The 15,581-nt window shown below is 44.2% G+C and carries 12 protein-coding genes; 9 read left to right on the top strand and 3 right to left on the bottom strand.

Annotation, left to right across the window (positions count from 1 at the left end; genetic code table 11):
- Positions 1 to 37: 37 nt before the first annotated feature.
- The 8 genes from ACOGW3_RS00285 to ACOGW3_RS00250 all read left to right on the top strand — a co-directional run bounded on the left by ACOGW3_RS00285 (position 38) and on the right by ACOGW3_RS00250 (position 9,312).
- On the top strand, positions 38 to 433 hold the full coding sequence (locus ACOGW3_RS00285) for a hypothetical protein (RefSeq protein ID WP_419901123.1): 396 nt from the start codon (positions 38 to 40) through the stop codon (positions 431 to 433).
- Entirely contained in the window at positions 430 to 696 is a 267-nt protein-coding gene (locus ACOGW3_RS00280) for a hypothetical protein (RefSeq protein WP_419901122.1), read from the top strand. The genes ACOGW3_RS00285 and ACOGW3_RS00280 overlap by 4 nt, the downstream gene beginning before the upstream one ends.
- A 111-nt stretch (positions 697 to 807) precedes the next feature.
- Entirely contained in the window at positions 808 to 1,332 is a 525-nt protein-coding gene (locus ACOGW3_RS00275; RefSeq protein ID WP_419901121.1) for a hypothetical protein, read from the top strand.
- A 188-nt stretch (positions 1,333 to 1,520) separates the two neighbouring features.
- Positions 1,521 to 2,786, top strand: coding sequence for a hypothetical protein (locus ACOGW3_RS00270; RefSeq protein WP_419901120.1), 1,266 nt, complete (start codon positions 1,521 to 1,523; stop codon positions 2,784 to 2,786).
- An 11-nt stretch (positions 2,787 to 2,797) separates the two neighbouring features.
- Positions 2,798 to 5,161: a DotA/TraY family protein gene (locus ACOGW3_RS00265; protein WP_419901119.1), complete on the top strand. Its 2,364-nt coding sequence runs from the start codon at positions 2,798 to 2,800 to the stop codon at positions 5,159 to 5,161.
- 226 nt (positions 5,162 to 5,387) lie between these two features.
- Positions 5,388 to 5,756, top strand: a complete 369-nt coding sequence (locus tag ACOGW3_RS00260; protein ID WP_419901118.1) for a hypothetical protein — start codon at positions 5,388 to 5,390, stop codon at positions 5,754 to 5,756.
- A gap of 346 nt (positions 5,757 to 6,102) precedes the next feature.
- Positions 6,103 to 7,698 (top strand): hypothetical protein, encoded by a 1,596-nt coding sequence (locus tag ACOGW3_RS00255; RefSeq protein WP_419901117.1) that lies wholly within the window; start codon positions 6,103 to 6,105, stop codon positions 7,696 to 7,698.
- Between the two features lie 225 nt (positions 7,699 to 7,923).
- Positions 7,924 to 9,312, top strand: coding sequence for an antitoxin MazE-like protein (locus ACOGW3_RS00250; protein ID WP_419901116.1), 1,389 nt, complete (start codon positions 7,924 to 7,926; stop codon positions 9,310 to 9,312).
- Positions 9,313 to 9,693: 381 nt separating this feature from the next.
- Here the strand turns inward: ACOGW3_RS00250 and istB are convergent, their stop codons facing one another.
- Positions 9,694 to 10,506 (bottom strand): IS21-like element helper ATPase IstB, encoded by an 813-nt coding sequence (istB, locus tag ACOGW3_RS00245; protein ID WP_419901115.1) that lies wholly within the window; start codon positions 10,504 to 10,506, stop codon positions 9,694 to 9,696.
- Positions 10,503 to 12,011, bottom strand: coding sequence for an IS21 family transposase (istA, locus tag ACOGW3_RS00240; protein ID WP_419901087.1), 1,509 nt, complete (start codon positions 12,009 to 12,011; stop codon positions 10,503 to 10,505). Before istA ends, istB begins: the two co-directional genes overlap by 4 nt.
- 119 nt (positions 12,012 to 12,130) lie before the next feature.
- Between istA and ACOGW3_RS00235 the strand changes: the two genes are divergently transcribed.
- Positions 12,131 to 14,458, top strand: a complete 2,328-nt coding sequence (locus ACOGW3_RS00235; protein ID WP_419901114.1) for a type IV secretory system conjugative DNA transfer family protein — start codon at positions 12,131 to 12,133, stop codon at positions 14,456 to 14,458.
- Here the strand turns inward: ACOGW3_RS00235 and ACOGW3_RS00230 are convergent.
- Positions 14,455 to 15,564 carry a hypothetical protein gene (locus ACOGW3_RS00230; RefSeq protein ID WP_419901113.1) on the bottom strand — a complete coding sequence of 370 codons (1,110 nt, stop codon included), beginning with the start codon at positions 15,562 to 15,564 and terminating at the stop codon, positions 14,455 to 14,457. The genes ACOGW3_RS00235 and ACOGW3_RS00230 overlap by 4 nt on opposite strands.
- Positions 15,565 to 15,581: the final 17 nt, after the last annotated feature.

Raw genomic sequence — 15,581 nt, 5'->3', positions numbered from 1 at the left:
CTCAGTCTTAATGTTTCAAATTTGAAAGGAGAATTTTATGGGCATCATCGCTAATTCTGGTTCAAACGACCGAGCTCCAAAATGGTCATCAAATGGAACAGATAAACCCATCTGGTCTGGGTTATCCTCTGATCAAATAGATCACTCACTCGCGTTTAAAATTCAACAGTTCTGTATTGAAGAAGGTTATCGCTCAGGTTGGGATGATAGCAATAATGATAGACTTGAATTTGAGACAACGAGTTTATTTCATCCCTCATTTCTAGACGGCTATCCTCATTATTTATGGATGGAAAATTATGTAAAAGCCGCCAATGAAAATTCAGAGTTCAGAGGAGTAAGTATCCGGTACGTCATGGATGCGACTTACTATGTAAACGAAGAGGACATTCGAGAAGAACTCTCCGAAGCAGAAATAGGTGCTCAGCAATGAAACGCTTTGCAACCTTTGTGATCGACCGAGAAATGCCCGAAGGAGAAGAGACCATTTCACAACTCTCCTCTCTACTGCCCTATGAATGCAGCCAGGTTATTGCGGCAAGTGTCGATAACGAAATTCACCGGCTTGAACTTATCGAAAACCTCCTCCATAGCGACTGGCCCCCAGATGAAATTGTCGATTGCATCCGCGATGTAATCATCGCACCGCTATCTGAAAACCAGATATCAAAAATCCAACCTCAAAGAGAAAGTTAAATTAATGGCCGGTTCCATAAATAAAGTAATTCTCGTCGGGAATCTCGAGAGAGATCCTGAAATCCGTTTTGCCGTAGAGGATTTTAAAACACCCTTAAAGGGAAAGTTAAAATGCGTTTGAAATATTCAAAAATTATCCCTGCCGTAATAGCTCTTTCTATAGGGCTTTCACAAACGGCACGTGCCGCCGAACTGGCGTGTAATCCAGAAGTAAAATCTGCTTTGCTTGAAGCATCCAGAACAGGTGCCGAGCGGGCAGCAGGGATTATTAATAATCCAGAATCAGGAATTGGACTGCCAAAGTCCGTGTTCGATCTCGGCTGTCTCGATGACATCTACAACATACGAAACTTGAACATCCTCTTTGATCCAAATTCCGTCATCGATGGATTGATCAATCAGGTAAAACAAAGGGTCTGTTCCGTCGCCAAGGACTATTACACACAAAGCGTCTCAAAACCCTTTGATGAAGCCGTCTTTAACGCGCAAATCCCAACTGTTCCCGGATTGCAGGTAACCCTGCCAACAACGCAAACACCAGAACTCCCTGACGTGACAATTGTTCCACCAAAAGGACCTGGTATCCCTAATCAGGAAACCGACAACACCTTCGATTATTTCAAGAATTTCTTTTGAGATGGAAAGTGGTGCCGATCTCGCTACGTGTAACTATTAGACGGATTGCAAGCTAAAATAGAAATTACCCGCAACGAAATCGACCGTTCATTATAATAATATTTCACACCTAATAACAAGTACGGAAAAACACGTAGTTTTGGGCATATTTCCCTAAAAAACTGTTAGAAACAAACAAGAGGCACACCATGTCAGTGAAGTATAAATTCTTAAAAAAAGCCCCCGCCCTTTTCCTTTCAGGGTCTCTTGTTTTTGCTCTTTCCGCGCTTGGCAGTGAACAGGCTTTCGCAAAATCCTGTGATCCCACAGATAACGATATTCAGGCCGCACAAATGGCCGTAACTAAGATCAACTCCAGAATTAATACTCTGGAGTTGAACCTGGTCCAAACCCTCAAACTCCATGCTGGCCAGATATCCGCCTATATCACACAACAAACAACGGCCATAGGCCGCATGTTTGATGCTCAGAACCAATCCAATGCACAAATCGCCCGAGAAGAAGCCCAGATAGAAGCAACTCGTGATTTTCTGCCCTCCTCAAATGCCTGTGAAACCGTAAGCGGGCTTATCGGTATTTCAGCAGCCAGGCAACATGCGCAAAGAACCGCAACAGACACAACAACCGCTCAAATTAACCGGTTAGCCAACACGCAAGGGACACCTGCACAAAATGGTCAGGCTCCCGATGTGGCAATTAGATGGAACCGGCGCGTTGAAACATGGTGTTCTCCAAAAGATATTGCCGATGGGAAAGGCATTTGCTCCGGACTTTCTGAAAATCATAACGCCGATATCAATCCATCCTCTCTCTTTGGTAAGAGAACCCTCGAAACATCTCTGGAACAACAAGCCGCCAGAGATTTTATTACAAATCTAACCACACCTCTGGCGCCAGATCCCTTGCCCTTACGCGATCTCAACAGCGATGAAGACAGAAGACGTCACATTAAAAGGCTCTCTGCCCAATCAAGAATAGGGCTGGCCAACTCTGCTCTGAACAATGTTTACGCTGAACGCCTGCCCTCCGTGAACCTTGGAGAATGGGCAAGGGCAGCCCTCCCTGAAGCAGAAAATATTCCAGATAATATCTCCTGGAAGGAACTTGAGGCCATCCTCATGAGAGAAAAGTATGAAAACCCCAACTATCACATTTCACTGCAAGCAATGGAGCCGGCAAACCTGCAAAGGGAATTAGCCAGCCAACAAGCCCTCATGCTCTCCCTCCTATACAAAGTATCTGAAAGTATCGAACTCCAAACCTCCCTCCAGGCAACCCGCCTTGCCATGGAAGCAGAAAAGGCTCTCACCCCCACCATCGGGGATGGCCCCGCCATTGGGAATGGCTCCACCTTCTCATACCCAGGGACTATCAGGGACAGCCCTGCCGCCACAGGCGGATCCGATAGTGGGGATGGACAAACATCACCAACATCAAGCTTTGATAGCGAGTAAGGATTTTCTCTATGGCAAACACCTCAGACATAAACCCAACCTCGAAGAGACCCGTTCGTTCAAGCTTGGCGTTTGTTTTTATGCCGCAATTCAAGTGGAGGCTTCCTGTTATAACTCAAACGGGTAAACTCCTCCGCCCCCTGCTTTTGATCCCTCTGGTTGTCAGCGGTCTTTTGCCACAAAAATCTCTCATCGATGAGAACAGCCTGTTCTCTCATTTAAGGATGGCAACGACTGTTCTTTTTGGAGATATCAACAAACGAAACTGGAACAGTGTTTACCGTAAGGCACCAGCCTTACTGGCTGTACTCGGGCTAATCCTCTTTGCGGTCGCATCCATTATTACCTTTGTCAGTGGCCTTATTCTCAGTCCAGCTCACGCTCAGGATGTGGGATCGCTCTTTGATACTCCTGGCAGGTCAGAGACCATGATTGCAGATGTATTCGGGGCGAGCACAACAGGACCAGCAGGCGCAATCTTTCAAGGTGCCTTGGGAAAGATGCTCTTTATCTACAACACCGGCATGTTTGTCTTTGCCATGATCATCATGATCTACCAAGCCGCATACCTTGTTGTTGCAACCGCTGAAGATAAAGACGGTGAAGCCGGTGGGAAAAAGAGCAACCTCACCTGGTTTCTGATCAGAAGTGTCATAGCCGTTGCTCTGATTTTCCCCCTCCCCGTTTTAGGGTTTTCGGGTGGGCAGATGTTGGTCATTAGCCTCGCCAATGCTGGCAGCTCACTCGCGACTAAAGTATGGTCGGAATTTGCAGAAGCTACTCTTGTTACTGGTAACCCCATCTCAACCCCCCGACCACCCGCTGAAATCGACCAGCTCGTTGGTAAGCTCCTCATTGTTGAAGCCTGCACCATATCTGCCAACATTATGGCCGCACGCGCCGGCGATGATCCCTACATCGAGGTTGTCCAAACTTACGTAGATCACCAAGTTACAAACAACAACATTACACACACAACAAACAGACAAACTCTGATTAATTACGACGGCCGTACAGGTGCCCTCGATCAACGCGCTTGTGGTCAGGTTCGTTTCCCGGTCCTTAACAAAGAAGGTAATGAGATTAATGCACCAATTATCACAGCCCATAAGCAAGCGTTCCTAACAACACGGCCCGCCATAATAAGACTGGCAAGAGAGCTTACTGCCCACTTCATACCGGGAACACCAGAATTTGGCACACCCCTGCCCAATCCTGGGAAGCTTCTGAAGGATCGAGGAATAGTCTCCACCTGGCATAGTAATATTCTCTCGGCAATCGAGAGTGCAAAGTCACAAACCCAAGCCAACATTAATCAGCAAACAGTCGATCAAATTTCAGAGGAAGGTTGGGTCAGTGCTGGTGCCTGGTTCCACAAGATCGCCACCGTCAATGGAGAGTTCATCTCAACCGTTGCAGCTCTGCCAAGCGTCTCTCTCCCGCTAGGAGCGGTTGAGCGGAAGGTGCCCGTTACGGGCAATGTTCTGGGAGCCCTCTCTATATGGTGGGATGATTACTCAAGCGAAAGTTCCACATCATCAAGTCTAAGGCGCACAACATCCACTCTCGCAGATGCAGGATCCCCCGATTTATGGGATATCCTGGTGGAGTATTTCAAAATAAACGAAGTCGTCCTAAGTCTCGTTGAAGCTGAAGGATCAAACCCGCTCGCTGATTTGGCCGCAACAGGACATGCCATTATGTGGATTGCCCTTACCGGATTTGGGGCATTAGCCGGTGCGAGTTTAATACCCCTGGTAAATGGAACAATTTTCAATTTTGTTGGAATTGCCCTGCTTGCGCTCCTGGTTCCTGGAGCAACCCTTGCCATTTGGCTACCTCTACTCCCCTTTGTCCGGTTTGTATTTGGGGTTCTCTCCTGGCTCGTCAATCTCTTGGCGGCCGTGGTCTTTTGTCCGCTCCTGCTTTTAGCTCATCTTGGAACGAGTGGCAGTGGCGTATACACCCAGACTACCGCTGCCGGATATAACCTGCTCCTACAACTCATCCTCCGTCCCGTCTTAATGGTCATCGGTCTAATTTCAGGAATGTTGATCTTTAATACCGTGATCCGTTTTTTTAACGACTTTTTCTATCCCACAATCATTGCTGCTAACAACGGGTCGAGTTCCGGGCTGGTTGTCACCATTTTCTACGTCATTTTTTACTGCGTCACAGCCTATGGTCTCGCTAATTCAGCCTTTAAAACCATCGATGTTCTGCCAGAGAAAGTTCTCGACTGGATGGGTGGACGCGGTGCTGTCGGAGTTGGAGGAACATCTGCAACTGAGCGTAAGGCTCATGGTGGATCAGGAAAACTTGAAAGCGTTGCGGGAGGTGCCAAGGGCATGGATTTCAAAAAGCCTGGGCCGTAAATGCCATCAAACCAAAAATATAACCATCAATTAGGATGTCAAAAATATGTCACTTTCAACTCAAACGCCAATACTTGAACCACACTTTTTTTACGTTGGTTCCTATGAGTTCACGATCTCAATACTGGATTTCAGATCCGATGTTTCCATAAATCTCAAGTCTGAATGTGCACGAATATATTCCAGAATTGAACCAATGATCATATTTAGAGTGCGGAATGAAGACTTGGTTTTTCATGAGACAACTCAGATTTTCTTAGAACTTCTCGAAACAGCAGGATGTACAATTTCGGGGAAATCAACGGATACCGATGGCTATGCGCCTGCTCCTTGCACTGTCAGTCATGTCAAAGGAAACCGTGTTCTTTCTACGAGATCTTGCATATTTAGTGAACCAAATCAAAACAACGAAAAGCACATAGTAGAAGCCACTGGCACGACATTAGAATTCACCAAAAACGAATACATAATAATGATTGAAGCTATGTGTTTGAAATTCACCAAGGAACAGTACTTTGAATTTTGCCATAAGCTTATAGATATCGTCGAAAAACCACCATTAGAACACGATTTCGGGCGCTTCTATTGGAGCTAACATTAGCCCGTACGACAAGAACAAACCTCTAAAGAACGTTTTTTGGTGATTATATATTGAATATACCCCTACTCTTCAAAAAAAAGGACTTTAACGATCCATACGCCAAATGTCAGGGTTGGATCGAGGATAAAGCCGTTCAATTTTTTTAACCTACATAAGGGAAAAAACCAACTATCGTTGGTTTCTCTCAACCAAAAATTCTGACCAAGACCATACTAATTGGGTAAATATTCAGGCAACCTGTTTCACTAAGCTCTTATGCCCACACCTACACTTAGCACAAATCAAAGAACACACCCCGCAAGGAAGAATTTGGTTTGATATCCGAAGACAGATCCTGTCTTTGCAAACTATACAAAAAGATCCTAACCTAAAAATAACATGGATCAATCAAGAGTGTTTTGTTGACCCTGAGTTCCTGAATTACAAGAAATCAGAAATCCCTCTTAATACACTTGCCAACATCACAATTGATGACACCTTAAGGCTGGACTGGCTTTTTTCCGCATGGTTTGGCCTGCAAAAGACCCGCGACATCTCGGTAATTACAGCCGATGGCGTTCTCAGTGAATATAAAAACGTCGAATTAAGGCGACACGCCTATAAAGAAAGGCGCATTGCAGAAGAAGAACGCCCAATATTGAAGTTAGCCCGGACAAAACCAGGCATTGTCTACGATAATATCAATATCGACCATGATCACAAAAGTTGGAAAGCTTGTCAGCGTTATACGTACAAAACCAGAAGCGTATTTAATTCATATCTGGCTAAAGCCTTTCCAAAAAACTCAATTGCCCGTGCTCTGGCCAGAAAAGAGACTAAAACCCTAAAAGATAAGACGAGTAAGGGCAGTAAGGCTCACTTACACGCACAAGCACTGGATTTCCAGTTACGCCTTTTGAGCAACACATCCTTACGAGAGGAAATGTCCACATTTGTAAAATTAGACATTTCCCATAACAAGATGGCGCAATTACTAAAAGCGATGCAGCCGTTTCCTGGCGATAATATGGAGAGTTATGACTGTTTTCTCCATGATCTCAATATATCGATCAAGCATGTACTTCAGATATTCAACCATGTCCCCTCAAAAATCTTGCTCAACGATCTGCTTAATGCCATCACCGCTCGCACGCTACCCAATGTAGAGGTGAACTTACGCAAGCTTGCCAGAACCCCGAAAGAGATCCTGAAGGAGCTTGATTTTGAAAAGCTTACAAGCCTCAAGACTTGCACTGTTGAAGTAGACAAAAAGGGAAACCAACCCTTTATAGATGCCTTCCGCCAAGAAGGATCATCTGTTGGCATTCTCGATACGGAACGCGCTATCGAAAACTCTCTCCAGCTAGGCGTTATAAGAGATTTTTGGGGCCTACTGCGGCAACGAAAAACAATCCCGCGGCAATCTTTACCCGTACATACTGAACACTTTCTGTCATCAATCGATGTTAAAATTTACATCACTAATATGGCAACACCTGATGGATGGTTGGCCATGGCTGTACCTGGTATATGTGTTGATTTTGCTGGATATGACCATCGTGATCACTTTGGCTGTGATGCCGGCTATTTAACGGTTTATTACAAATCGAGCCTTGTCCTTGGCGGTTTTATTATTAATGCCGGCAGTCATTATTTGTTGAATAATCTCCAAGGCGCATTGCCCAACAAAATCAACGACAGAAACAACAAAACTGAAATAGCCAAGGCTATTGTTGATTTACTAAGTACCCTACCCTTGCCTGTAGCACTTAAAGACATGGGATTTAATTCAATGTCTTTAAGTGCTGCTGTTGATATGAAGCAACAACATCTCAAGTTCTCTCTCCCAGACATTAGCCTTGATAACCCTAGTGAAGGGCACTTCTTTGTCTGTGGGGATAAGCAGTCTTTGAAACAAAAAATGTTCCAAATTAAATTTGAAAATGAGGTTGAATAAATGCCTTTTACAGCAAACCGTTTAATATATGGCATTCCCCTGCTGGCCTGTGCCTCTTGGTTTATGAAGGTTTTCTCCATGATCTCAACATATCTATTAGACACGTTCTTTTTATATTTCTGGGACAAGGCGTAGCGCAACGGTTGCAATTCATTTTCCAAACCGTTACGATTAACCTGTCATGTAAAATATAAACGCTCAACCAAAGAAAGAACTTCAACTTCCATGCCCTTTTTTAAAAGCCGAACAGCAAAACATCGAACCAAAATGAAACACGAAGGTATGCGTTCAATTTCGGTATGGGTGCCTATCTCTGATGCTGAATGGCTCAGGACACTATTTTCACGTATTGGCGAAAATACACTGGAGGGTATTTCCTTTAGGCAATTTGTGAACCCTTTTATTTGGCGCAGACGGCCTCCAGGGCGACAATACAAATCGACCTATCTTCAAATGGAAATAGATGGATTGAATGTTGGCGTTGGAAATGAGATAGCGCCAATCGGCGGAAGGATTTTCAACCACTCTGATACCCTTAAAGAGTTAAGTCCTGAAGAATCCCGTGATTTAGAAAACGATATTCAAAACGAAATTGGTAAAGTCATAAACCATTTTATCAAAAAGAACGCTCTGGAAGGAAAAATTGATAATAACGCAAGTGTTATCACTGACGAACATTTTTTAAGAAAAGAACCCTTGGTAGTCGTAGATGACTACACTTTCAAACAGAGAGAAATTCTCTCAACACACAATTTTGTGGAAAAATGTTATTTTCATGGTGAGGAAATTATTAAAGACAAATCAATCTACAAATATCTTGGATACTTTAATGTTCCCTCAAGGTGTCAAGTTATCGAAGACGAATTAGATGAGGGGAAAATTATTATTGCTCTAATCGCTGTTCCTAATGGAGGCACGGCACCCTATCTTATAAGGGAAAAGTTGTGCGAGGAGATTAAAAATACACGTTATCCGGATAAATCTAGTAATGACATCATCTGGATTTATGGTTATCCTGAAGAAATCAATATGCTTAACGGCTATACTGGTAAGAACGAATTTATTACCGAAACTTGGGAAATGTTTGCGCCCTTCGTTCGACAAATGAGTCTAGATAATTCCGAAGATTTTGATCCTTCAATAACTTCATGGACTGATTTACCAACTTCAACAAAAAATAAAATAAAAAAAGCTATATACGGGCGAATAGAGCAGGAAAGTCAGACTTATTTTAACTTTCTTCATAAAAAACGCACCGAAGCCAATCAACCCGTTCCCATATTTTTAATGCCAAAAGAAATACGAGAAATGTATGGCAAGTTTCACGTTGATATTAAGATTGATGATACCTCTGACACTAAGCTCATCGTCGCACTCATCCAAGCAGCTCCATCCGGAATCAAAGGCGAAAAAGAGCCCTTATTGGCTTTTTCGAAACCAGGAACTCTTGACTTTCGTAGTGAACCTGAACTTAGCAACCTAAAAAAGAAATTTCCTTGTTTTGATAAGTTGCTTCAAAAAAATGATTATGGTTGGGACGATCCAGATTTCAAAGAATGCTGTGAAGCTGTCGGAATCAACTGGAGAAAAGCAAAAAAAAGTTATGCTGGATAACAGAATGAACGACCCGCTTATGGAATCAGTAAAGCAAGGTACAATCTCCATTCTGGAGGGCACTCACTTGGCCAGAAAAACAATTGGTACCACGCCTTTCCCATAACGCCTCCTTCTAGCCCTATACCTGACAATCCAGACGATATTGACGGGAGTACGGCTTAGCAAACAGCGATCGTCCCAGAACTAACTCTATCAGGCCATCAATGTAGAAGGCGGTTCTGCAAAACAAACAAAAAATACTCCCAATTAAATCTTCGAAAGAGGTTGAATAATGACAACTCTTAAATCTGAATTACAATCATGTAGAGCGTCAACCACTTTGTCCGGTTGCGTCAACCACCTTGGCCGCTTTTGATGCGGCTGTGATCTGACGTTTATTTACGATGCTTCAGGCATATTTTTCACCTTTTTGTTTGTGGTTTTCCGCAACATTTTTTTGAGATTTTGGGCGGCTTCCCATTGTCTGTAGCTGTCGATATTCATCTCAAGAATGGTTGAGTGGTGAACAAGACGATCGATTGCTGCAACGGTCATGGCCTTATCTTGAAAAATATTGTCCCATCCGCTAAAAGGTTGATTGGCAGCAATTGCAATACTTCGGTACTCATATCGTCTGGCGATCAATTCAAAGAGCACGGATGTTTCAGATATATCCCTTTGTGCATAGGTAATATCATCGAGAATGATGAGATCAAATTTATCGAGTTTTGCGAGGGCGTTTTCGAGCATAAGTTCACGTCTGGCAGCCTGGAGTTTTTGCACCAGATCACTGGTTTGCGTATAGAGCACACGGTATCCAGCCTCTATAAGAGCATAACCTACGGCGCATAGGAGATGAGTTTTTCCTCCCCCTGAATTTCCAATGGCAATCAGATTTGCTCTTGCGTCAATCCAGTCACCGGCAGACAAGGCTTCGACCTGCGCCTTTTTCACGTTAGGCAGCCGCTTGAAGTTAAAATTGGCCAGAGTTTTTCCGCCCAGCAGGTTTGATGCGTTGAGATGGCGTTGAATGCGTCGCGTGTCCCTTTCGGCCAATTCATATTCGGCCAAAACGGCAAGGAACCTGGCTGCTGACCAGCCCTCCTTGTCGGATTGGATTGCGATATCTTGCCAGTGTTTGTGAAAGCTGGGTAATCGTAAGTCAGTTAGCATAAGAGGCAGCTTGTGCTGATCCACTTCAATGTTTGTCATGCCCGATCCTCCAACAGAGTATCAAAGACTGATAATGAAGGTTGAACCACGGGAATATCAGGAGGTAAATCCGTGTTCTTTTTTGTGATATTCAGCTTAAGTTTTTTTGCGCAAGGTAGCCTTCCTGCATTGATTTCTCTCGAAATCAGGTGCGCGACTTCGGCCTCACAAGCCTCTTCGTGCGCAAGGAAAAGTATCCCAACCATCTGACGACACGCATCTCTGCGGGACAACTTTTTCTGAAACAATGTCCAGGCCAGGGAGTACTCGGTTCTTGGAAAAATACTGTCACGATAAATAGAATTGGCGAGTGCCTGAGGTTTACGTTTGAGAGCATGAATGACGTGATGATAATTGATAACATGAATGCGGGGGCCTTTGCCGTGCCCCCGCTCACGAGAATGGCTGACGACATGAGTGCTGCCTAGATAGGCTTCTATCCGGTTATCGTAAATATGGACACGCAAGCGTTGACCAATTAGGCGAGAAGGGGCGCTATAAAAAACCTGCTTAACTAAAAAACCACTTGTTTTGGTAACTCTCGACACGACTTCAGTGTAATCTGTTGTTCGCCGAGGAGGTAACGCCTTGAGAGATTTCAACTCTGTTTGGATATCTTGGTCACGATGTTTGTTCCGTCTAGCAATCAGCTCGTCCAAAAATCGCCGATACTCATCCAAAGTGTCAAAGTCATTACTGCCACGCAAAATCAGGGCCTGCTTTATCGCAGTCTTAAGGTGACCGTGGTGAGATTCAATGGCACCGTTCTCGTGTGATTCCCCTCTGTTATTTCGACTGGCCTCCATACCGTAGTGCTCAACAAAAGCAGAATAACGTTTGGTAATGTCCTCCTTTTCCTCAACGCTCAAATTCCGAAAGGCCGCAGACAGGCTGTCGGTCCGGTGGTTTTCAGGAGCGCCCCCCAAGGACCAAAGCGCATTTTGTAAGTTCTCCGCAAGGGCTGTAAAACTCTCACCGCCAAGTACGACCCCAACATGTTCCCATCGGCTATATACCAGAACAAAATGATAGAGCCGATGCACCAAAGGATCTCCTGCAATGGTAATACTTAAGTCGGCTGCATCCGTGAAATCTGATTGGCCCATGTAACCCGGCTCAGGTGTTTGCCTGAAAATGATATCCTTTTCAGGGCCATTCAGAGCCCGCCATCCCCGAACTCGGCGCTCTAACGTGCGCTTGACACGGTCATCGGGAAAACGGAGCGGATAGAGGCTCTGTATGTGGCGCAACAAAGTAATGGGTTTGACCGAGTTGTCTTTATCCAAAATGGGAAGGATGTCCTTATCCCAGATATCTTCAAGCGGATCAGAAACTGTTCGCCCTCGCTTTATATTGCGTTGTGACGGTAAAGTCGCATCAACGTCAAATCGGCGGGCCGTGCGTTCGCTAAACCCTGCGCGGGCAGCGGCGGTTCGTTGACCATGAGTTTTTCTATCTGTCATGTAAAGTCTCAGTTGTTCATCTGTGATAAATTTATACGGCAAACAGGTTCCTCCAATTACATCTAGAGGTTCCTAATTTATCAACTCACAGCAGCTTGTAACTAACACCAAATTAAGCCTTGGCCGGTGGATCTGATTATCAAACGGGCACGCCCTTTTTAATGATCAGATCCACCGGCCAAGGTGGTTGTCGCAACCGGCCAAGGTTATTGTCGCTGAACAAATCACCTGAAATGTTGGCACTACTCGAAAAAATGACCTTGTTGAAGATTAAAATACCAACGCTTCTCCTTCTCATATATGTCCTTTCAATGTTTCCGATCGGGTTTAGTTTTCTTGCTGGCTTAAAGTTCAACCCGCCAATGATGATCACAATCTATCTTTTGATGTGCATCCTCTCCTTCGTCACCCGTTACAAGGGCTACAGGCAGATTAGTGACTACATCGGGATCCCCTGTGGAACTGCCGCAATTATTATGATTATCTCTGCTTTTAAAAAGCACTTTGGTGTCCCTGTACCTGACAATCTGATCTACGCCTTTGAAAGAGGTGGGCTTTACTACCAGGTTCTTGTCCCTGCTGGTGTTTTTGGTATCCCAATATCTGTTGTTGCAATTGTCACAAGCCTAAGGAAAAAAGACACCTTGTCCTTGATCGCGGCCTTAATTGCAGGACTGTTTTTTATTACCTTTTTGATTGAATCAACCACCAGTCCAATAACAGCTTTTACCTTTGTTACTTATCCCTATGCCGTAACTTGTTTTATATCCGCAATTATAATGTTTGCGCTGAGCTGGAACGGGGGCACTAAAAAGCAAACTGCATGGATGCGCTACATAGCAACAGGATTTGCTCTGACATCTGTTGGCCTCTTTGTTTATCTCTTCGGGTATCTCGCATGGCTTGCAGCAAAGACATGGTGGTCCATTCTCACACCCGATTTTGCCTTTATAAAAGCTGGTGTTGAGACCGAGAAATTTTTTGTCCGGGTATGGCTCTTTATGGGTGGGCACATTATCGCTGGTGCAATATTGAGCATGATCGCCTGGTTTGTTCCAATGGCTTATTATAGAAAGCACTGGCTAACCGATCCCTGGAAAATCATTACAAACAAATCGACGACATCTAAAGCGGGCCATTGGCAGGGCCGGTTCATGGAAACCGAAAAGGTTAATCAACTCGTAAAAAATCGCGAGGGCTTACCACTTGGTCTGGATGATAGGAACAATATAGCACGCTACCTGCCAAACAGGGACGATGGATGGCTAAAAGGGCACCATACTGTCATTGCCGCCTCTCAGGGTGGTAAAGGAGTAGCTGCTATTATTCCTGCCATGCTGGACCATTCTGGCCCCCTGTTTACTATCGATTTAAAAGGCGAATTATTCATGATGACGAGGGCGCATCGGGAAAGAATGGGTAAAAAAGTTGTTGTTTTGAATCCTTTTAAGATGCACGGCGAACCAACCGATACTTATAATCCATTCGACTTTATACGCCCAGATTTTGTTGAAGAAGACATTGCCATTATTGTTGATGGTATGATTATGAATGGCGAAAGCGATGAACCAACATCCCCTCACTTTCAAAGCTTAGCTGTTAAGTACCTTTCCGTCGCGATTGAGGTTGCTTATCTATCTGGTAACGAAGATCAAAAAAACCTGATCAGCATTGCTAAAGCACCCTCATCCCCAGACTTTGATAAAGTATTAACATACTGGGCTAATGACGCTGATCTTTGCAATGGGCGTGCTCAGGCCATAGGTTCCGAGATTATAAGAATGGGAGACGATGAAAGAGGTTCTTTTGGAACATCTCTTGGCAATAATACAAAATGGCTTTTAAGCGATAAGGTCAGCAAAGCCTTTAGTAAAAGTAACTTCAGCTTTGACGATTTATTAGATGGCAATACGGACATCTTTATAGCTATCCCATCTGGTTTACTTGAAACTCATGCTCGAATACCAAGGCTCCTGACTAATATTTTTATTTCTACAGTTACACGGCATAAATTACCCAAACAAGAAATTCTTGGAATTTTTGATGAATTCTGTCGCTTAGGGAAAATGAACAAAATCATTGATATCTCTACATTGTTGGTAGGATATAAATTGACTGTACTCTTCGTAGCACAAGATTTTGGTCAAATAGTTGGCATCTATAAAGAAAGTGGCGCAACAACTATATTGAGTAACTGCGCAACTGTCCGCATATATGCCTTGGGAAGAATGGACACCATTACTTCTGAATATATGGAAAAATGTTTAACGGATATGACGGTTTTATCTCAAACTGAGCGAAACTCGGATACAAACGATAGCGCTAATGAAACTCGGACAAAACTACTTACAGCCGCCGAAATTACAGAATTACCATTCAACCAGATAATTTGTTTTATACGCTCGAACAGACCCCTCCTACTGAAAACCATCTTTTCACCAACGCACCCAAGATATAAAAATAATATAGGACAAAGCCCATTACACTAAATTTTAATCCGTGATCCTTTTTTCAATGATTTTTCATCGTTATTGCCAACATGGTCAGGAGCTTTTAATGCTCCTGTTGCGGCCTTGGATTTGTCTGATTTACTTAATCCATTATACCAATCTTCCAGGGACATCGTATATTTGGGTTTATTAAGGTTAGAAAGTTCTCCAACGTGGTCATGTGCTTTTAATGCCCCTGCTGCAGCCTTGGATTTGTCTGATTTACTTAATCCATTATACCAATCTTCCAGGGACATTGTGATTTCAGGTGACTCTACCTTTGTTACAATGGCATCCGCTTTATTAGCCTCTTGATTAAACACCCCGCGCTCTTTGCGCAATTGCCCAAAGTCAAGCCCTCGGGCAAATAGCTCGCGAGCTGTAACCCTAGGCTTGTTATCGAGCTTCTCAATTGAGACCCGCGCCAGAATGTCCTTTGCTATCTCACCAGCATTAAGCAACCGGCCTTCTTGCTTCGCTCCTTCATACCGATCAACCAGGCTCACCATCTCCAACCGATCGACCCTGGCTGCAAACTTGCCCTGGTCCACACGGTAATGCTTTAAAGCATCCCCAAAATCCTGCTCACTTTTACCCAAAGTATGCGCCACACGATCCCGCGTCGCCCCAACACTCAGCATCTCCTTCCAGGAAGAAGTATCCTCACGAGACACAGACAGATCCCTTCCCTCTTTAAGGGCCTCCTTATAATGCTGGCCAACAGCTCGATCCAACTCACGATATCTCAAAACATCCCTGTGCACAGACTTCTCTTCTCGCGTGAGTGTGTCCAGATACTCACGCTCCTTACCTGCATTGGCATGATCGAACAGTTGCTTCCAATCCACACCTTTTTCCATGACCGATTTTGACATGATTTTTTTAAACGCACTGTCTTCTAGCGCATTGGCTTTCTCAACCTTCACACGCTCCACTATTTTCCAAGCCAGTTGATCTCGCTGTTCTATGTTGCGTGTATCATCTTTGAGAGCGTACTGATTAATCAGATTACGCGCACCGCCAACATCAGCTTGTTTAGCCAGTTTTTCAGTGAGCGTGACGTTAACCGCATCTGTTTGAGCTAATGAATAATGGTTATGCTTCATTTTTCTTTTGAATGGAG

This window comes from Kiloniella sp., assembly GCF_965205715.1.
GTDB lineage: Bacteria > Pseudomonadota > Alphaproteobacteria > Kiloniellales > Kiloniellaceae > Kiloniella.
The sequence above is the reverse complement of the archived record's forward strand: the minus strand, read 5'-3'. Positions and strand labels throughout refer to the sequence as shown.

Coding starts and splice junctions, on each gene's coding strand:
- ACOGW3_RS00285 (WP_419901123.1), top strand. CDS start 38: ATGGGCATCATCGCTAATTCTGGTTCAAACGACCGAGCTCCAAAATGG.
- ACOGW3_RS00280 (WP_419901122.1), top strand. CDS start 430: ATGAAACGCTTTGCAACCTTTGTGATCGACCGAGAAATGCCCGAAGGA.
- ACOGW3_RS00275 (WP_419901121.1), top strand. CDS start 808: ATGCGTTTGAAATATTCAAAAATTATCCCTGCCGTAATAGCTCTTTCT.
- ACOGW3_RS00270 (WP_419901120.1), top strand. CDS start 1,521: ATGTCAGTGAAGTATAAATTCTTAAAAAAAGCCCCCGCCCTTTTCCTT.
- ACOGW3_RS00265 (WP_419901119.1), top strand. CDS start 2,798: ATGGCAAACACCTCAGACATAAACCCAACCTCGAAGAGACCCGTTCGT.
- ACOGW3_RS00250 (WP_419901116.1), top strand. CDS start 7,924: ATGCCCTTTTTTAAAAGCCGAACAGCAAAACATCGAACCAAAATGAAA.
- istB (WP_419901115.1), bottom strand. CDS start 10,506: ATGACAAACATTGAAGTGGATCAGCACAAGCTGCCTCTTATGCTAACT.
- ACOGW3_RS00235 (WP_419901114.1), top strand. CDS start 12,131: ATGATCAGATCCACCGGCCAAGGTGGTTGTCGCAACCGGCCAAGGTTA.
- ACOGW3_RS00230 (WP_419901113.1), bottom strand. CDS start 15,564: ATGAAGCATAACCATTATTCATTAGCTCAAACAGATGCGGTTAACGTC.